Source organism: Proteinivorax hydrogeniformans, from assembly GCF_040515995.1.
Taxonomy (GTDB): domain Bacteria; phylum Bacillota; class Proteinivoracia; order Proteinivoracales; family Proteinivoracaceae; genus Proteinivorax; species Proteinivorax hydrogeniformans.
The window spans coordinates 2,785,949-2,805,263 of sequence record NZ_CP159485.1 but is presented as its reverse complement, the minus strand read 5'-3'; the positions used below and the strand labels follow the sequence as shown (position 1 = coordinate 2,805,263).

The 19,315-nt window shown below is 36.6% G+C and carries 19 protein-coding genes and 3 pseudogenes; 21 read left to right on the top strand and 1 reads right to left on the bottom strand.

From position 1 onward, the window contains the following. The first annotated feature begins 42 nt into the window (after positions 1 to 42). The 11 genes from PRVXH_RS13405 (at position 43) to PRVXH_RS13355 (ending at position 10,503) form a co-directional block, all read left to right on the top strand. Positions 43 to 924 carry a hypothetical protein gene (locus tag PRVXH_RS13405; RefSeq protein ID WP_353893258.1) on the top strand — a complete coding sequence of 294 codons (882 nt, stop codon included), beginning with the start codon at positions 43 to 45 and terminating at the stop codon, positions 922 to 924. Positions 925 to 943: 19 nt separating this feature from the next. Next, positions 944 to 1,630, top strand: coding sequence for a response regulator (locus PRVXH_RS13400; RefSeq protein ID WP_353893257.1), 687 nt, complete (start codon positions 944 to 946; stop codon positions 1,628 to 1,630). A gap of 2 nt (positions 1,631 to 1,632) precedes the next feature. Next, positions 1,633 to 3,396 (top strand): ATP-binding protein, encoded by a 1,764-nt coding sequence (locus PRVXH_RS13395; protein ID WP_353893256.1) that lies wholly within the window; start codon positions 1,633 to 1,635, stop codon positions 3,394 to 3,396. After that, a complete protein-coding gene (locus PRVXH_RS13390; RefSeq protein ID WP_353893255.1) occupies positions 3,389 to 4,702 on the top strand; it encodes a hypothetical protein in 1,314 nt (437 codons plus the stop codon). The genes PRVXH_RS13395 and PRVXH_RS13390 overlap by 8 nt, the downstream gene beginning before the upstream one ends. A 2-nt stretch (positions 4,703 to 4,704) precedes the next feature. Next, positions 4,705 to 5,568 carry a two-component system regulatory protein YycI gene (yycI, locus tag PRVXH_RS13385; RefSeq protein WP_353893254.1) on the top strand — a complete coding sequence of 288 codons (864 nt, stop codon included), beginning with the start codon at positions 4,705 to 4,707 and terminating at the stop codon, positions 5,566 to 5,568. A 96-nt stretch (positions 5,569 to 5,664) separates the two neighbouring features. Continuing rightward, on the top strand, positions 5,665 to 6,924 hold the full coding sequence (locus PRVXH_RS13380; protein WP_353893253.1) for a UDP-N-acetylglucosamine 1-carboxyvinyltransferase: 1,260 nt from the start codon (positions 5,665 to 5,667) through the stop codon (positions 6,922 to 6,924). A gap of 124 nt (positions 6,925 to 7,048) precedes the next feature. Beyond that, positions 7,049 to 7,834: an MBL fold metallo-hydrolase gene (locus PRVXH_RS13375; protein ID WP_353893252.1), complete on the top strand. Its 786-nt coding sequence runs from the start codon at positions 7,049 to 7,051 to the stop codon at positions 7,832 to 7,834. A 35-nt stretch (positions 7,835 to 7,869) separates the two neighbouring features. Next, positions 7,870 to 9,018, top strand: a complete 1,149-nt coding sequence (locus tag PRVXH_RS13370) for a trypsin-like peptidase domain-containing protein (RefSeq protein WP_353893251.1) — start codon at positions 7,870 to 7,872, stop codon at positions 9,016 to 9,018. 146 nt (positions 9,019 to 9,164) lie between these two features. Continuing rightward, the gene (locus PRVXH_RS13365; RefSeq protein ID WP_353893250.1) at positions 9,165 to 9,332 is read left to right on the top strand and encodes a CxxH/CxxC protein; all 168 of its coding nucleotides are present in this window, start codon (positions 9,165 to 9,167) and stop codon (positions 9,330 to 9,332) included. A gap of 1 nt (position 9,333) precedes the next feature. Further along, the gene (gene rlmH / locus PRVXH_RS13360) at positions 9,334 to 9,813 is read left to right on the top strand and encodes a 23S rRNA (pseudouridine(1915)-N(3))-methyltransferase RlmH (RefSeq protein WP_353893249.1); all 480 of its coding nucleotides are present in this window, start codon (positions 9,334 to 9,336) and stop codon (positions 9,811 to 9,813) included. A 69-nt stretch (positions 9,814 to 9,882) separates the two neighbouring features. Further along, entirely contained in the window at positions 9,883 to 10,503 is a 621-nt protein-coding gene (locus PRVXH_RS13355) for a cyclase family protein (RefSeq protein ID WP_353893248.1), read from the top strand. Between the two features lie 65 nt (positions 10,504 to 10,568). On the opposite strand, the gene PRVXH_RS13350 is transcribed toward PRVXH_RS13355, so the two are convergent. Continuing rightward, positions 10,569 to 12,017 carry an alkaline phosphatase gene (locus PRVXH_RS13350; RefSeq protein WP_353893247.1) on the bottom strand — a complete coding sequence of 483 codons (1,449 nt, stop codon included), beginning with the start codon at positions 12,015 to 12,017 and terminating at the stop codon, positions 10,569 to 10,571. Positions 12,018 to 12,336: 319 nt separating this feature from the next. Here PRVXH_RS13350 and PRVXH_RS13345 point away from each other — a divergent pair. The 10 genes and pseudogenes from PRVXH_RS13345 to PRVXH_RS13300 form a co-directional block, all read left to right on the top strand. After that, a pseudogene (locus tag PRVXH_RS13345) lies at positions 12,337 to 12,420 on the top strand (23S rRNA (pseudouridine(1915)-N(3))-methyltransferase RlmH); the annotation flags it as partial. Positions 12,421 to 12,823: 403 nt separating this feature from the next. Continuing rightward, positions 12,824 to 13,591 carry a nitroreductase family protein gene (locus PRVXH_RS13340; protein WP_353893246.1) on the top strand — a complete coding sequence of 256 codons (768 nt, stop codon included), beginning with the start codon at positions 12,824 to 12,826 and terminating at the stop codon, positions 13,589 to 13,591. Between the two features lie 385 nt (positions 13,592 to 13,976). After that, a complete protein-coding gene (locus tag PRVXH_RS13335) occupies positions 13,977 to 14,780 on the top strand; it encodes a GNAT family N-acetyltransferase (RefSeq protein WP_353893245.1) in 804 nt (267 codons plus the stop codon). Between the two features lie 485 nt (positions 14,781 to 15,265). Further along, a complete protein-coding gene (locus tag PRVXH_RS13330) occupies positions 15,266 to 16,135 on the top strand; it encodes a DMT family transporter (RefSeq protein ID WP_353893244.1) in 870 nt (289 codons plus the stop codon). Between the two features lie 188 nt (positions 16,136 to 16,323). Continuing rightward, positions 16,324 to 16,581: a DUF3795 domain-containing protein gene (locus PRVXH_RS13325; protein ID WP_353893243.1), complete on the top strand. Its 258-nt coding sequence runs from the start codon at positions 16,324 to 16,326 to the stop codon at positions 16,579 to 16,581. A gap of 165 nt (positions 16,582 to 16,746) precedes the next feature. Then, entirely contained in the window at positions 16,747 to 16,980 is a 234-nt protein-coding gene (locus PRVXH_RS13320; RefSeq protein ID WP_353893242.1) for a hypothetical protein, read from the top strand. Between the two features lie 55 nt (positions 16,981 to 17,035). Further along, positions 17,036 to 17,491 (top strand): annotated as a pseudogene (locus tag PRVXH_RS13315) (DUF5694 domain-containing protein); the annotation flags it as partial. Positions 17,492 to 17,699: 208 nt separating this feature from the next. After that, a pseudogene (locus PRVXH_RS13310) lies at positions 17,700 to 18,312 on the top strand (YetF domain-containing protein). Between the two features lie 367 nt (positions 18,313 to 18,679). After that, positions 18,680 to 18,868 (top strand): hypothetical protein, encoded by a 189-nt coding sequence (locus PRVXH_RS13305; RefSeq protein WP_353893241.1) that lies wholly within the window; start codon positions 18,680 to 18,682, stop codon positions 18,866 to 18,868. A 186-nt stretch (positions 18,869 to 19,054) separates the two neighbouring features. After that, complete coding sequence (locus tag PRVXH_RS13300) at positions 19,055 to 19,309, top strand: hypothetical protein (RefSeq protein ID WP_353893240.1); 255 nt, start codon at positions 19,055 to 19,057, stop codon at positions 19,307 to 19,309. The last annotated feature ends 6 nt before the right edge of the window (positions 19,310 to 19,315 follow it).

Genomic DNA, 19,315 nt, shown 5'->3' with positions numbered 1-19,315 from the left:
TACAGGTGTTATGTAAACTTAATAATGGGGAGGAGGGGGATTGTGAAACTTTTTAAAAAAGATTCAAATGCCAAAGTTTTGCTTTTTATATCAGCTATAGTTTTTACTGTTATGATGTTAGATGTAAACCCTGTAAATCTTTCTTATAAACCTATTAAGGACGCCACCTCCGCCTATCATAGAAATGTCGCTTACCGAAACTGGGAATCTACCGAAGGGGAATTTGTAGAACTTAGGTATAAACAAGTGGATAGGAAACACTCTGACTTTATGCAAAGCTTAGGGGACAAAATGTACCTGCACTTACAGGACAAATATAACTTTAAACCGAAAACTACCCCCCTAATAGTTATATACCCAACTCAACAAAAGATGTTACAATCTTTAGGGTGGGACAGTGATAAGTCTGTTTCAGGTGTGTATCAGTCCGGAACTATAAGGTTACTTTCACCTACCCAGTGGTATAGAAATGAAGTGGATTTAGAAACAACTCAACAATTTTATAAAAAAAATGGGCCACTGCTTCATGAGATGACTCATTACTTTGTCGATGAGATGACTTTTGGAAACTACCCTACTTGGTATACAGAAGCTGTAGCCCAACTAGAGGAATACAAAAAGTTTAACATCCAGTGGCTTGACGATCAGAACACTGACCCGCAAGAGCTTTATCCATTGGAAAAGCTTGTTGATAATTTTTATGCAGTTGAAAACCAATCTTTAGCTTATAGACAAGCTTTGGTTATAGCGATTTTTATGGAGGACAAATTTGGACATAATATCCATAAGGAGCTATTAGATAAAATGGATGTTAGGATATCTTTTGAACAAGCCCTTAAAATTACAACAGGAACAACCCAGGAAGAATTAAAATACAAGTGGCAATCTTGGATTTTACAAAATAGGAATAAATATTTTGGATAAATATGAAGGAGGAGTTATCATGACAAAAATTCTAGTAGTTGACGATGAGAAGCCTATTGCAGATATAATTAGTTATAACCTAAAGAATGAAGGGTTTGAAATCGTTGTTAGTTATGACGGAGAAGATGCAGTAAAAAAAGCTTATGTAGAAAAACCTGATCTGATTTTATTAGATGTAATGCTTCCTAAAATTGACGGGTTTGAAGTATGTAGGAGAGTTAGGGAGTTTAGTAACTGCCCTATTATAATGCTTTCTGCAAAAGAAGAAGAAATAGATAAAATAACAGGCTTAGAAAAAGGGGCAGATGACTACGTTACCAAACCCTTTGGTCATAAAGAGCTGTTAGCTCGTATAAATGCACATCTTAGGAGATTTTCTTCTATGGGAGGACAAAAAAAGGACCTTAAAGAAGAAGACCAAGGCTTAGAAATTAACCATGAAAACTATGAAGTAAAAAGAGATGGCAAGGTCATAGATTTAACCCAGCGTGAGTTTGATTTACTACTTTTTCTTATCAATAATAAGGGGAAAGTGTATTCAAGAGCCCAGCTGTTAGAACTAGTTTGGGGTTTTGACTATCACGGCGATGTAAGAACTGTCGACGTTACAGTCAGGAGATTAAGAGAAAAGGTAGAACCTAACCCAGGCTCTCCAACCTTTATTTTGACGAAAAGAGGCTTTGGTTACTACTTTAGGAGGAATTAGCCTTGGTAAAAAATATTCAGTGGAAGCTTATAATCATCTATCTACTGCTAATCTTATTTGCATTTCAAATACTAGGTGTTTTCTTAACCCAGTCTATTGAAAATTATTACATGGATGATTTTAAGCAGGGAGTTAGATCTCAGGCCCAGCTGCTGAGTAACTTTATTGCAAGACATCTGTGGGAGGATTCCGAGCTAGATACCATAGATCAGCTTGTTGCTGACTTTAGTCAAAGCTTTCATATGGCAGAGGTCTATATACTAGATACAGAAGGTGTGGTAATTAGCACATCTTCTGGACAAGAACGAAACTTAGGCAGCAGGGTATCTGGCCATGAGGCAACTAGGGCAGTGTTGGGAACTCCTGACGAAGTAATTAGAGCTAATCCAGAGACAGGCGTAAGAAACTTTTTTTATGCGTCGCCGGTAGTTTACAATAACGAACAGGTTGGCGTGACCTATGTTGTGTCCTCTTTAGAAAATACGGACTATACATTAACTACAGTTAAAAATTTCTTACTTACAGGAACCTTAGCCACTGTGCTGTTAACTGTATTTTTGGGTTTTTTAGTATCTAAGACTATATCTAAGCCCATTGAGGACATAACCAGTAAAGCGGAACAAATGGCTAAAGGAAACTATAGGGTGAAGATCGATATTAAATCAGAAGATGAAATTGGCCAGTTAGCTAAAAAGTTTAATAACCTAGCTAGCAGACTACGCCACACCATCGGAGAACTATCTTCACAAAAAAGCAAAATGGAGTTTATTCTTCAGAATCTAACAGATGGAGTGCTAGCTTTTAATAAAAAAGGGGAGTTAATTCATAAAAACCCTCTAGCAGATGAACTTTTACCTGATCACAGCCTGTCAGGTGTATTTGAATCTATAGGAAATTTTGGGAAAATTCTAAACTCGAAAGAGATCTCCACACAGATGATTAAGCAGAAAGACAAAGCACTACTTTTAAATTTTGTGCCTTTTAAAAGTGAAGAAAATCAAGAGCCTGGCATTATAGTGGTGATTAACGACATAACAGAGAGAGAAAAGCTAGAGGATCTAAGACGTGAGTTTGTTGCCAATGTTTCACACGAGTTGAGAACACCTTTGACCAGTGTAAAAAGCTATGTGGAGGCGCTGCAAAATGGTGGCTTGGAAAACAAGGAAATAAGCGAAAGCTTTTTGCAAGTAATAGAAGATGAAACGGAGCGAATGGTTAGACTAGTTAAAGATCTTCTGATGAGCTCTAGGCTTGATTTTAAAAAAGAAAACTGGCAGTGGCAATCAGTAGGTATAAATAGTTTGATGGAAAACACTTTAAGCAAGGTAGAAGTTCAAAGAAGTAGCAAAAATCAACAAATAAATTACCACCCAGACTCGAAGCTACCTACAATAACTGGGGACTGGGATAAGCTTCAACAGGTTTTTATAAACATAATTTCTAATTCGATAAAATATACAGACCCGGAAGGTAATATTAAAATAAATGTTGATACAACGGTAAATGGAATACTGATTACTATCGAGGACAATGGGATTGGCATACCACAAAATGATCTTCCTAGAATCTTTGAAAGGTTTTACAGAGTGGATAAAGCTAGGTCTAGACAGATGGGTGGAACAGGACTTGGTTTAGCCATTTCTAAACAAATAGTGGAAGGTCATGGAGGTAACATCTCAGTACAAAGTAAAGAAGGTGTAGGGACAAAGTTTAAAATAACATTGCCTATAGAGAGCGATTCAAAAAGGGGGAACCGAAGTGAGTAGAGAAGCGTTAAAGTCATACTTGCTGATTGCTATGGTAGGTTTGAGCGTCGTCCTTACTACCTACTTGGTTGTAGGTACTGCTAACGAGCACCCCCCAATAGACCAAGGGTTTGAAAGCGTATATGTTGGTAGAGTGCCTGATTATAATGATTTAGTTGTACCTTGGCAAACAGTGATAACTTCCGGTAAAGAAGAGGGAAGACTGCTAAACCCTAATGTGGACTCCTATTACTTTTTAGTTGAGAATATTATAGACAGTCTATCTTTTGATGGGTTAAGAGTTAATTGGGTAATGAGTGGGATTGACCTAAATGAACTCAAAAGCGAAGGGGTATTTTTAAACTACGGACACTGGGATAGCAGTGTTGGATTTGACCTAACCTCAACCCCGTTAGGGGAAGAGTATTTACCTTATCCTGAAATACATGCTGTTTACTTTAATGCAGATAGCCAAAGGATAGCTGTATTCAACTATGAGCTAGGGGCGATGTGGACCCAGCAGGCCCATTTCAATACCGACTATGTAACAGAATTGATCGAAGAAGTTGAAAGACAAGATAGAACATTAGTGTATCCTTTAGACCTTAACAAATCTGACGGGATAGTTTTTGCCCCGCACGGTCGACAGGAAATGCTTAGGTTGATAATTTCTCCTAGAGAAACAGACTTAAGCGCATTAAAACAATCTTTTTTCCCTGCATTAACTGCCAGAGAAATACAAGAAAAAGACGGAAGCACAATAGTTACTGATGGAGTATCGGGTTTAAGAATATATCCAGATGACGTTTTTGAGTACACTTCTACAAAAGAAAGCTCTGGTCCTGTTTATCTACCTGTGCGCGAGAACTTGGAGATAGCTATTGATTTTATCGGAAAGCATGGGGGATGGCCAGCTAGAAGCAGTTATTTAAGAAGGGTCAACAAAGTTGATGCATTTCACTCAGAAGTTCAGCTTGATTTTGGTTATTATGCTTATGGATATCCTTTAGTGGCCGATGATTCAAGTATAGAAGTGACGCTGCAAGGTGGTAAGGTAACACGCTATTATAGAAATACAGTCAGTCCTGTAAACTTGGAGGTTGAATCTGTAAATCGGAATGTAATAAACTATTTGTTTGCTTTAAACATTGCGGAGCGGGAAGAGGTAGGCAGAGTTAGAAAGATGTATCTGGCCTATCATCTGGGCACAAAAAAAGATGGTGTTTTAGATCCTGTTTGGGTAATAAAAGGAGAACACAAAAATATATATATACAGGGTTATACAGGTGATATAGTAGAAATTAGCGCTGTCCAAGGGGGTGCGTAAAATTGGATTGGTCAAAAGCTAAGTCCATTTTTATAGTAGTATTTGCTCTTTTAAATATTTTTCTAGCAGTCCAAATTTGGATGCAATCCCCTGGGGCTGGATTTTCTACTACTCCAGAAGAGGTAGATAAGGTCAGAAACTTTCTAAACAATTCGGGGATAGAAGTTCAAACAGACATTCCTGACAGAGTCGAGTACAAGAACTTTCTAGATGTTAGAGGAGAACCTATAAGTCAAAATGTCATAAAGAATCAATTTTTTGATGAAGATGAAGAAATAGACATAGAAAACTATTCTGATGAGTACGTTGATTTTTCTGGAGAAACAGGGAGAGTTATAAAAAAGTCAGACGGCAGAATTGTCTATGAATCCCATAGGTTTAGACCACCTGGCAATAACCTTCTTACAGAAAAAGATGCACTAAAGGTGTTTGAGGACTTTCATAAACAAGGATTAAGTATACCTGATGATGCACGACTTACTAATATAGAAGAATTTCAAAACAACCGCTTTAGGATAGAGTATCACCAAGTCTATAGAAGACAAAGAGTGGACACATCATATATAACAATGGTAGTGGGAGCATCCGGAGTTGAAAGCTATGAAAAATACTGGGTCAACCCACTTGGTTATAGTGGTGGTGAATACCTCGTTATCCCCTCTACCGGCGCACTTATGAGGCTAGTAGATTATGTGGCAAAGGGCGATGAAGTTGTAGTTACCGATATCTCCCTATCTTACTACAGCGAGCCGATAAGTGCAGGACAGTGGCAAGTTGCCCCTGTTTGGGCAATTACCATCCAAGACGTTGGTAATTTATATTTAAACGCCTATACAGGAGAGTTAGAAGGTTATAGAGAATATTAAAGTTAAGATTTAGATTAACCAATTTGCAACAAAAAAAGGATTATTTTTAATTGTGTTGAAATATTATATATTGCTTATTTTAAGGAGGATTTAGTAGTGGAAAAATTTCTGGTAAGGGGCGGGAAAAAATTAGTTGGAAAAATAAAAATTAGTGGCGCAAAGAATGCAGCTGTTGCGATATTACCTGCAACATTAATAGCAGGCGCACCATGTAAAATAGAGAACTTGCCAAATATAAGTGATGTAAAAATACTAACTGAGATGCTACAAAAGCTTGGAGCTAAAGTTACGGTTCATGATGCTAACACTATAACAGTTGACCCTAGGGGGGCAACTAGCTATCATGCACCCTACGAGTTAGTTAAAAAGTTTCGAGCTTCATACTATTTAATGGGAGCCTTTTTATCTAGGTATAAAAAGGCTAAGGTGGCGCTACCTGGAGGGTGTAAAATTGGTCCTAGACCAATCGACCAGCACCTAAAAGGTTTTGAAGCCCTAGGAGCACAGGTAAACATAGATTCTGGAGAGGTAGAGTTAAACTCTAGTGAAATATGCGGTGGCCACGTTTACATGGACATTGTTTCTGTAGGAGCCACTATCAATACAATGCTTGCCGCAGCTTGCTGTGAGAACGTAACTACCATAGAGAATGTAGCTAAGGAACCTGAAATAGTGGACGTGGCGAACTTTTTATCTGCTTTAGGTGTTTCGGTTAGAGGGGCAGGAACCGATGTAATTAGGATTCAAGGTAAAACTAAATTGGGAGGATGCACTCACAGCGTAATACCAGATCGTATTGAGGCAGGAACCTATATGGTAGCTGCCGCAGCTACTAGAGGAGATGTGACAATTACCGATGTAATACCTAAGCACCTTGACCCTATCACTGCAAAGCTTAGAGAGTCAGGTGTTACCGTAGAAGAAGGCGACGACTTTATAAGAGTTCGCTGCAACGGCAACAAAATAAAAGGAACAGATATTAAAACATTCCCCTACCCGGGGTATCCTACAGATTTGCAACAGCCAATGATGTCATATTTGACCTGTACCGATGGAGCATCAACGGTAACGGAAAATATATTTGAAAATCGCTTCCAACATGTTGATGAGTTGGCTAGGATGGGTGCAGATATTTATGTCGAAGGTAGAATGGCTGTTATTAAAGGTGTTAAATCTTTAAAGGGAGCCGAGGTCAAGGCCACCGACCTAAGAGCAGGTTCGGCGCTAATTATTGCTGGCATGATGGCAGATGGGGAAACCAAGGTATCAGGAGTGGAGCACATAAAAAGAGGGTACGAAAGCATAGATAAAAAGCTTAACTCTTTAGGAGCTGACATAAGCTTCGTTACTGAATAAAGGGCATATTTTATGCCCTTTTTCTTTACCTAAAAATTCAGATGTAATATAATATAATTACTAGCCTAGCTATATAAAGTAAAAATACATTTATCTATATACAATAGGGAACGGAGAGGAAAAAATGGAACTTTTCACAGTGGGGAGTGGGAGTAGTGGAAACTGTACCTGCTTTCAATACAAAGATACACAGTTTTTGATAGATGCTGGACTAAGTGGCAAAAGAATTCAGCAAGGATTAGCGGAGTTTGAGGTTGACCCAACTAAGTTAAAGGGGATTTTAGTAAGCCATGAACACAATGATCATATTTTAGGTGTAGGGGTTTTAGCAAGAAGATTTAATTTGCCTATATATATAACGGAAAAAACATTTGTTAGCTGTCAGGCAAAACTTGGAAAAATAGAAAGCAATCAAATAAACTTTTTTGAGCCTAACGATAAGTTTCAGTTAGGCGATGTTAAGATTAAGGCTTTTTCTACACACCATGACGCCGTTGACCCTGTGGGTTTTAGTATATACGCCAAAGCTCAAAGGACTAGCATACTTACAGATACAGGTATGGTGGATGAAATAATAATGGACTCCATATATGACTCCGATACGGTAATAATAGAGTCTAACCACGACGAAAAAATGGTAGAGGCAAGTCGATATCCATGGTCGCTAAAGAAGAGAATTTTAGGAGAAAAAGGCCACCTTTCTAACAAAACAGCTGCTGATGTTTTACTCGAGCTACTTAAGGGAAAGACTAAAAGGGTGTTGTTGGGACATTTAAGTCAAGAAAACAACTTCCCACAGCTTGCGAAAATTACAGTGGAAAATGCGCTCAAGGAAAAAAAAGAGCAGATTAACAATGATTATACCCTAGAAGTGTTACCAAGGGGAGGAGTGTCCCCTATATATAGATAGCAACATAACTTTAATAACTTTGGGAGGTTAGAGGTATGGATCATTTCGAGTATTATTACAAACCTAAAAGGTCTGGAATTATTGCACTTATTGTAGTTGCACTTATTGCAGGTCTTGTTGGAGGAATAGCAGGTGCGTTCTTTTCCGGACCTAAGCAACCGGAGGAAAGTATTCCACCGGAGCAAACTCAAGGCACAATACCAGACCCAACAGACCCAGATAATGACTTTTCATGGGAAATCTATGAGTACCAAAAAACACCTGTTGTTGAAGCAGTACAAAAAGTTGGTCCTTCAGTAGTCGGTATTTCTACCTTTGTTTCGCGCAGGGATATATTCCAAGGAACTGATGAACTTGTTCAACGGGGGGTGGGCAGTGGGCTTATTGTAGACTCATCAGGTTATATTATAACTAACTATCATGTTATCGAAGATGCCGATACAATAGTGGTTACTTTAGATACAGGTGAGGAGGTTGAGGCTGAAGTAGTCGGCTCAGACCCGGGAACTGATATATCAGTCTTAAAGGTAGCCAAAAATGATCTGCCTGCCGCAAAGTTTGCGGACTCTGATAAATTACTAGCTGGGGAAACCACAATCGCTATAGGAAACCCCACTGGCCTAGATCTACAGCAGTCAGTTGCTGTAGGTGTTGTAAGTGCTACAGATAGGGCGCTGGAGGTCTATGATTGGGTCTTTTCTTTGGTACAAACAGATGCAGCTATAAACCCAGGTAACAGTGGTGGGCCGCTGCTAAATGCCGTAGGCGAGGTTATAGGTATAAATAGCGTTAAAATTTCTGATGCAGAAGGGCTTGGCTTTGCTATACCTAGTAACACAGTGCGAGATGTAGCAAATGAAATTATTGAAACTGGCCGGGTAAGAAGACCGATCGTTGGTATAGCAATTAACGAAATATCTAGTATTCACGCAAGGCAGTATGACCTTCCGGTGGATCATGGACTTTATGTTGTTGATGTTGCCCCAGATAGTCCAGCAGCTGAAGCTAAAATTAGACAAAATGACATTATCACTGAGGTTAATGGTCAAAGAATTGACTCTCTCAGAGACTTTAGAAGAATAATAAGCGGTAAGCAAGTAGGTGAAGCAGTGGAAATGACATTATACCGTGGAGAAAAGGAGCAAACTATCGAAGTAACTTTAGCAGAATATCAAGAGGAATAATAACAAAAATCCCCACTAGCTAAGCTTCTAGGGGGATTTTTTTTGTTACATGGCAGGATTTAGTATTTATTTAACGAATTCAATAAATACTAAGGGTAAAATAATGGGAAAGCTTAACACTAAATGTAAAACGGAGATGATTTAAAATGTATGTAGTATGTAAAGACCACTTATACGAAGCTATAGATGATTTTGTCGATGTATATGAGATGCCGCCAGACCTTTATCGGTTAGGAGAAGTGACATTTACAGACTGGGCTCAACCTAGCTACTGTGATATGTGCTCAAATCCACCGGTGTACTTAGTGGTGTAAAATGAAGATTGATATTATAGCAGTTGGAAAACTAAAAGAAAAATACTTCACCTTAGCGGTAAAAGAATACCAAAAAAGGCTGTCCGCATTTTGTAAGCTTAACATTATAGAAGTTTTAGATAAAGCTACTCCACAACAAAGCTCGCAAAAAGAGCGCGAGGAGATAAAAAATAACGAAGGCGAGAAGATTTTAGCAAAATTAAATCCCCAAAGCTATGTTATTGCTCTGGAAATAAACGGGGAAATGCTTTCTTCTGAAGAGCTAGCGAAAAAGCTAGACAAGTTAGCGGTAACAGGGAGTAGCCATATAACTTTTATAATAGGTGGGTCGCTGGGGCTAAGCCAACAAGTACTAAAAAAAGCTCAGCTAAAGCTGAGCTTTTCACCTATGACATTCCCACATCAGCTGATGCGGGTAATTTTACTTGAGCAAGTTTATCGGTCGTTTAAGATTAACAGAGGTGAACCGTACCACAAGTAACGGCGGATTTTTGAAGTTACACGTTGCTAGGCAAATAAAGGCAGGAGATATTAGACAAAAGTAAAGGAGGTGGGGTTGTTGTATATAGACTTAACCCATGTTATTGAAAATGATATGCCTTGTCACCCCTATGATGATGGCTTAAAGCTGCTGCGCAATAAATTTTTGAGCAAAGATAAATTTAACGATTCGATTTTGGAAACTGGTATGCATGTAGGAACACATGTTGATGCCCCAAGCCATTTGACAAATAGTAACAAGTTAATTAGTGATTATCCAGTAGAAAAATTTGCCGGCAGGGGAAAGCTTTTGGATGTTAGAGGTGAAAAAAAGATAACCTTGAAAAAGAAGTACATAGATACTGTAAATAGTGACGACATAGTGCTGTTGCATACAGGCTTTGATAAAGAGTTTAGAAAAGAAGAGTACTTTTTAGAACATCCAGTGTTAACAGATGAACTTATAGACTTTTTTGTAGAAACAAAAGTAAAACTGATAGGGGTGGACTTGCCGTCCCCTGATATTGCCCCTTTTAATGCACACAAGAAGCTTTTGCAAAATGACATATTGATAATAGAAAATCTAACAAATCTGTCAAAGCTTGTGGAGGTTGCAGATTTTGAAATTATCGCTTTCCCTTTAAAAATACAAGCTGAAGGGTCACCGGTGCGGGTTGTAGCTAAGGTTTAAAAACATGAAAAAAAGCGCCTAAAAGGCACTCTTTTTCATGTTTTTTTTGATATAGGGATACTTAATTAATTATCTTCCGGCGGCAGGTTAAACTCATACCCAGCTATTTCAACTATCATTTTAGGGATTTCTATGTTGTTTAACATGCCATCAAAGTTTTCTGCACCGACACCGTATGCAAATACAGGAACAGTATTTGCCGTATGTCCTCCTGTGCTTTTGCTTTTTTCTCTTATATCTCTGTGAATTACCCCAGCGTTATAATGGTGAGCTATGATACTTCCAATTTCCCAGCCAACTAAGTACTCAAGGTGCAGTCTTCCTTCAGGATCATCGCCATCCCAGACATTGTCCTGAAACTCTGCTATTTCTTCATCACTTAGCCTTATGTTGGCATATTCTTCAAAGACCTGGCGAACACTTTCAGTTGTGTAATTATTTGTTGACGGGTCAATTTCCATTTGTTGTGCCATATATTCCGGTGATACCTCAATAGACTTTAATGCATCTATATCCATAACCTCCGTTGCAGCAACCCCCATTGTTTCATGGTCTGACTTTACTACCACAAGTGTATCACCATGTTCCTCAGCCCAGTTTATTACATATTCCACTGCAACATCGAAATCAATCATTTCCCTCCAGATTCCACCAAAGTCAGCAGCGTGTGAAGCATGGTCAACTCTGGCACCTTCAAGCATCAAAAAGAAACCATCTTCATTTTGAGAAGCTATCTCTATAGCTTTTTGACTCATTTCAAGGAGCGAGGGCTCTTCGCTGTCTAGCACTTCTCTATCTGCGACATAGTTCATAAAAGAGGGGTGGAACAGACCTAGCACCTTTGTATCAGCGTTAGTTTCAACATTTGCTAGCTCATCTTTTGATTTGACTATTTCATAACCTTCTTCTTCAAAGGCGGCTAGCAAATCTTCACCATCTTGATTTTCTGGTAAAAAGAAATTCTCACCACCTCCTAAAGCTATAGGGTATCGGCCTTCAAAAATTTGTCTTGCTATTTCATCTTGCCCCGATCTATGCTCTACTTTAGAAACATAAGCAGCAGGAGTAGCGTCGGTTACGGTGTTAGTGGAAACAACACCTACAGTCTTGCCTTGTTCTTGAAAAACGTCTAAGATACTAACTAACTCCTCACCATCAGGTCCAACACCTATCATACCATTGTTTGTTTTATTTCCTGTAGCCAAAGCGGTCCCGGCAGCTCCTGAGTCGGTAACCTTAAAATCGGCAGAATATGTTCTAGCAAGAGCTAAGTGGGGAAGTGTTTCCATAAATAGCTCACCCTCTTTGCCATGTTCAAAAAGGCGGGCGATTTCCAATTGACCTGTGCCCATACCATCAGCAATCATTACGATTACATTTTGCGGTACCTGGGCTTGCTCTTGTCCTTGTTGTTCGCCATTGCCACCATCGTTTGAATCTCCCGCTTGCGGACCACAACCTATAGGAAGAGCCAACAAAAATACTATAATCAAACAAATTAACAGTTTCTTCACTTAACTTACCTCCATTTGCATTTTGTTGTTTATATAGTTTCTGACTTGGCAGAAATAATATGCCTCAGAACTAAAAAACAAAAAGGCATTATCTGGATTAAACTGTTGTTACTAAAATCAAAAAAACCATGTCCACCGAACAAATTCCTACCTTCATAAATGTTCATAGCAATAAGGCATTGAATGTTTCACAGCAATAAGGGTGATAGTTACTTAGTTTAGCTGCAAAAGAACTAAAAAGTTAAAACGGAGATGATTTATTATATATGTAGTATGTAAAGAGCTCAGATAAACTGAGCTTTTCTCCCATGACATAACCCCCAATCAGCTGATGAGGGTAGTGCTACTGGAGCAGATTTATCGTGCGTATAAGATCAATAAAGGAGAACCGTACCATAAGTAACGCCGGATTTTTAGTATATAATAGTTCATGAAGTGTTTCATTTGCGTGTAAAAATCCATATTGCTAAGCATATTAATATGCGTTACAATATTTATAACATTTAGAAAAGTGGTGCAGAAATGATTACTGCAATGATGAGGGTACGAAATTTAGTTTAATTTTAATTAAATAAATAATAATAATAAGGCTAAAGTGCCAAGGGGTACAGTTTTTGTGATCCCTTATTTGCCGATTGTTGCAATAAACACTCGTACACTTTCATATATATTTATTATAGAACATTAAATATTGGTTGCACTCTATAGTTCTGAAGTTTTAATGCTCTATATTTAATATGAGTAAGGTAGGGATGACTATATATAGATAAATTGTATTGTAAACCTAAGAAAATGGGGGAATAAGTATGATTAATTCAGAACTTTATCCGGTAATATTTAAAAGGAAATCTATACGAAAATTTGTTAAAGAGCCATTAGAACAATCTGTTATCGAAGAATTAAAATATCAAATTAGTAAACTAGAGCCTTTGTTTGAAAACATTAAAACTGAAGTTGCTATATTAGGAGAAGGTGAAGTAGGAGGTATTTTTTCAATCAAAGCTCCACACTATATAGCAATTTATTCTGAAGAAAAAGAAGGTCATTTATTAAATGCTGGTTATCTTTTACAACAACTTGACTTGTTTTTATCGAAAGAAGGGGTAGGAACATTATGGTTGGGAATGGGAAAACCTCAAGAAACTCTTAATGCTAGAAACGGTTTAAAATATGTAATTACATTAGCTCTTGGTAAAGCAAATGAAGAAATTCATAGAAATAGCGCTTCAGAGTATAAGAGAAAAGAATTAAATGAAATATCTTCAATTGATGGTGCTGAAAAATTAATAGAAGCAGTAAGGTTAGCCCCATCTTCAACCAATAATCAACCATGGTATATAGAAGGAACAGAAAGTGAAATGGTAATTTATTGTAAAAGATTGAGTTTGGTTAAGAACACTTTTTTCCCATTGATGAAAAAATTTCTTCCAATAGATATGGGTATTGCTTTATGTCATTTAAAAATTGCTGCAAATAATTTTGATAAAGAAATTGAATTTAAAAAAGAAAATAAGTCTTCAAATAAAAATTATGAGTATATAATTACTGCATATACAAAACAAATAGACGGGTAACCTTTTTTTATTCAATATCAATATGAATAGGTAGACCGCCTCGTATAAATTTAATATGCTTTTGCTAATTGGATTGAATAGAATTCATAGGAGTAAGAAGGTTATCTGACTCTTTTGCCATTAAAAAGCCGCAATTATCCACGTTACGGTGAACCGTACCATAAGTAACGGTGGATTTTTGACTTCATATAAAAGTAAAAAGATTAACAATAAGTTTAATTGTTAGTCTTTTTTAGTGTTTAAGAAAAGGAATCTCTAGTCGTAGGGTGAATATAACTGTAGGGATATTTTCAGATAATAAAGGTGCTGATGTGCATGATTAGCGATATTAGTGAATATAAGCCCAATTAGACATTTTAAAATTAAACTTTTAGGAGGAGCAATCGTGTTGTTACCATTTACAAAGGAAGAAAAAGTACTTAATGAAAAGCCTTTTACTGATTATGAGGTTCAGTTCAATTTAGTTCATAGAATATCCGAAGATGAAGGGGCTTTTTTGCTACGCTCCCAAGAAAACGACTTAGTAATAGCCCAATCAAATATAAAGTTTCCAATGTGGGTTTGGATAAACCCAAAGGCCAAAATAAATATACCGGAAGTGATTAAAAAGGTTGATGAGATTTTTCAGAAACAAGAGAGTTTCAACATTGTAACCACGCCCTACTTTATGAGCCTATTTTTTGAAAAGTATAAATGTCAGTACAAAGTAGTAATGGAAATGGAATCATACCAGTGTAAAGAAGTTATAGACCCTAAACACTCACAAGGAGAACTGACTTTGCCTACAATGGACAATTTAGATATAATAGGAGAATTATATAGAGGCTTTATTTATGATGGATTTGCTAAAAATGTTTCTAAGGAAAGCCAAATGGAAAGCGCAAAGAAACTAATCCAGTCTGGCAATCTATACACACTTAAAGTAGATGGTGAGGTAGTTTCTATGGCCAATATTGCACATCGTGCACCAAGGCATGGAAGAATCAACAATGTCTATACACCACTAGCTCACAGAAAAAAAGGTTATGCCAGCAAGCTGGTTGCAGATTTAAGCAAGTTGATTTTAGAAGAGGGTTTAACTCCAGTTTTGTTCACCGACCTAAGCAATCCAACATCAAACAAGGTTTACAAAGATGTTGGCTACACAGAGTGTGGCAAAGTAGTCCAATATAAAGTTGAAAAAAATTAAAAATAGATTTTGTATCAGAAGGAAAAAATAACATATTTAAGATTAAACCATCTGGATGAAGGGGCTCGTATGTAACCTTAAAATAGTTTAAAAAGAAGACTAAAAGACATTTTATGGACTGAAAAGATGTCCTTTCTCCTATTTAAGATTAGCGCTGCTTCTCCACTTGTTAAGATAAGGAAGAGCTAACAAGAAATTGATTGTTAGCTCTTCTTTGCTTTCTATAGTTAATAGAATGTTAATAATTAAAGTAGGTAACTCCTTTTTTGCATCTAAAGGTTTCTTCGTCAAAAAGTAATAATCAACAAAAATATTAATAATCTAAAAAGTAGGAAGGTCTAGCTAAATAGATAAAGAAGAAAAATATAGGGACCTTTTTAATGTTTCCATGATAGCTCCGTAAATGCACTGTATATAATGGATGGGGCGCTAAGAATAATTGACACGCTAATAGATTAAACGTTAGGTTACAAAGGAGGCACACGATGAGGTTTGCAGGGATAGGCTTAGTTATGCTAGCTGCTATATGTTGGGGAGTTAGTGGGGGAATTGCCGATATTTTAATGAGCAAGGGCTGGGATCCTATTGTAATTTCACTTTGTCGAGGGCTTTTTGGATTTATATGTTTTTTTACGTGGTTTCTCTTTCGTTATAGAGAAAACTGGATTTTCTCTACTCGTTTGTATATATGGTCCCTATTGGCCGGTGTTGGTATTGCAGGAAATTTTACTTTTTATTTTTTAAGTATCCAAGCATCGAGCATTGCTGTTGCTGCTACTTTAATGTACACTGCGCCTGTGTTCGTCCTGTTGATCTCCTTTTTACTGTTAATAGAACGTTCGACTTGGTTTAAATGGGGGTGCATCTTTGGTGTACTTATAGGGATTATCCTGCTTACAGGTGCTTATAACACCGAATCGATTTCAGTGAGCTTTCTAGGAACTGTATCAGGGCTTGCTTCTGCCCTTTCCTATGCATTGTTTATATTCGGGTTTAAAAAGGCCTCATCTATCGGAAAACCACAGGTTACGTTAACCATCGCTTTTTTTACACTTTGCGTTATCCTTTTTCTTTTTGCTGACAATAATGAAGTAGCTGCTGTGGTTAGGTCAAGCGACATATGGTGGTTTCTTGTATTAGGGATTTTAGGTGCTGGAATTTCATTTATACTTTATGTGATTGGCCTTCGTAGGACGGCACCGACAACTGCTTCAATGGTCGCCATGGTAGAGCCGGTGACAGCTTCTTTATTCGGAGTTCTACTTATTGGAAATGAGTTAACCATAACTCAATTTCTTGGAATGGCAATCATCTTGGTTACCATTACTTTGCTTAGTGTAAAACAGTCTTACTGAAAAATAATTTGTTAAGTGTAGATAAGAACAGTGGCATAAGTTCGAGTATTAAGAGAGAATAGATTAACTAAAGTTTAGTGAGGGGCTTAACAACAGTCAAAAAAATTAATGTGGTTGATGGTTAGTTGTGACGATTATGTATTTGTTATTATTAAGGAAGAGGCAAATTAAAAAAGGGTGGGGATAAAATGATTGAATCAAGATGTGGAATTTTGTGTAGTAAATGTAATTATAGAGTGGAGTTGGATTGTAGAGGTTGTATAAATATAAAAAAGCCTTTTTGGGGTGAGCGTTGTCCAGTCAAATCATGCTGTGATAGTAAAAAGCTAAATCATTGTGGAGACTGTAGAACTTTTCCCTGTGACTTACTTAAGCAATTTTCTTATGATGAAGAACAAGGAGATAAGGGACTCAGAATAGAACAATGTGAAAAATGGAAGGATTAACATAATTAAAGGACTAATAAATATTTAGTAAAGTATCAACCACTGACATATCACATAAAAATATATTGCATTGACTTAAAACTCACATGTTTTTTTATCGTTACTGATGTACAGTATGTTTTTGGATATACTGTTTCTCAAAGTCGTATATTAGGGTGGGGAATAATGCCAAATAAAAGGAACAAACCAGTGCTGCTTCTGTTAGGTAGTTTTCATATGAATAGTCCCAATCAAGACTTGTTTAATGTACAAGCTGATGATATTTTAAGTCCAAAAAGGCAAATGGAAATTAAAGAGATTGTCAACTTACTGAAAGATTTTAAACCAACTAAAGTTGCTTTAGAGGTATCTACTGATAAGCAAAAAGAGTTAAACACTAAATTTAGAGAGTACAAATAACACATATAAGCTAAGTAGAAGTGAAGGTGAACAGCTAGGGTTTAGGGTTGCAGCTGAGTTAGGGCATAAAGAAATTTATGCGATAGATTGGAATAAAGGAACAGGGGACGGTAGATTTATCGAATACGCAAAACTACATCAAAAGAATATCTACGATGAGATCATTAAACACGGAGCAAGTTCAAACGAAAAAATGGAGGATTTACTAAAAACAAAAACAATAAGAGAAGTTTTGCTACACTTAAATGATGAAGAAGTCCTTGCTCGAGATCATCAAATTTATTTGAAAATGTGTAAAATCGGACACGGTGAAGAATACCTAGGTATTAACTGGTTGAAAGGCTGGTATGAGCGGAATTTAATTATTTTCGCTAATCTTTCAAGGATAGTAACATCAAAACAAGACAGAGTTTTGGTAATCTACGGATCGGGTCATATCCCACTGTTGCATCAGTTTACAAGGGATAGTGGAGAGTTTGAAATAGAGAGCCTAAAAAGTTATCTGATGTAGCTGAACTAACAAACTTTGGATCAGCAGTAAACTTAAATGGATATGCCTTTAGAACTATATCCCCATACGAGTTGGTCTACTACCTAAAGCCTTGTTTTTTAGCAAGGCTTTATTTTTTTTGGAGATAAACATCAAGCATAGATTGAATTTTATTAAGCAGTATTGGAATAATAAGGTTATTAAACAGAACTTCTTAGGAGGAAACTTTATGGACTATTTAATAGTCACCTATAGAGTAGCTACTATTATGGGATTGTTGCTAATTCTAGTTTTGCTAACTGGGAGGAGAAAAATAGGTGAGCTACCGGTTTTTGATTTTTTGACTATAATCATTCTAGGAAGTGTAGTAGGTGCAGATATAGCTGACCCTAAAGTCTCTCACATGCCAACAGTATATGCAGTGGTATTGCTTATAGCTATACAGTATCTTATGAGTTATTTTACTGTAAAAAACCGAAGGTTTGGTAAAAAGATTACCTTTGAGCCGGTTATAATCATACAAGATGGAAGATTTATCAAGGCTAATATGGAAAAGTTAAGATATTCTATAGAAAATGTGCTAATGTTTTTAAGGGAAGAGGGGATTTTTGATAGCCAAAAAATATAGAGGGCTAAGAACACCTCTAATTATAGATGGCGTGATCTATGAAGAAAATCTGCAGAAACTAAAGATAGATAAAAAATGGCTTAAGGATCAGTTGCAGTCAAAAGGGGTATATAGTTTTAAAGAAGCTTTTTACGTGGATATAGACGTAGAGGGAGAGCTGTCTATATCAAAAACAGATGAACGCGGTAATTTTTTAAAAGATTATATTAAATAGCTTTAAAATATTTATGGACCTTTAATTATTAAGTAAAGGTCTTTTTGTTATGTTTAATTTAAATGTGGTTAAGTTATTATCTAAAAAAAACAAAAGAATTAGCAGGAGCTTTGACCGAAAGTTTTAATACTTGCCAAGATTTTCAATCATTGCTATGCTTATAAAGAATATAAAAAAACAGACTGCGAAGGTTTCGATAAAAACACCAAGGATCAACAGTTAGTGGGGGGTGTATGGGCTGGAACCATCATTTATCATTACTTTCTTACCGATAATAATAGTGTTGCTAATAATACTACCTAGCGACAAAAAAAAGAAGAGACGAGCTGTTTTGCGTCGTTTAAAAAATAAAAAAAGGAGGATGAAGATGAGTCATAAGATTATGGAAAAATATATAGGTCGTATGTGTTTAATATATACTCTTGATAACCATGTACAAGGTATGATAAAAAGTATAGAGGGAAGTTGGTTAGAGGTGGAATGTGGCAAACATAAGAAAATAGAGTTAGTGAATGTAGAGTTTGTAGAAAAAATAGAGATTCTTATTCAAAAGTAGCCTTGGCTAAAGAAATAAGCCAACACCTAACTGGCTTTTCAGTGGAAATTAGATGGTTATAAAATATATAATTAAGTCATAGGGGGTATTTATGGAAAAGAATTATTATATTAACACCGAAGAAGAGAAGAGAAGAGAAAAGCAAAAATCGACTGGCTACCTAAAGGTGAAAAAGATTTTAACTATATGCTAGGCGCAGAAGAAGAAAAAGAAAAAGTGTTAGAAGATGGTCGTTTTTATATGGCTTGTTTAAATGAGGACATTTCACAATATGAGTTTGACAAAATCTATTTTTTTGAAGAAAATGTTTTTGATACTCCAGATTATATACTCTTTGCCACTGAAGATAGAGCTATCAAATGGATTAAAGAGGAGAATTTAAAACTAGAAAAAGAGGCAAAAACAAGCTGGCTAAAGCGGCTTTTTTGGGATCTGATATAAAGAAGT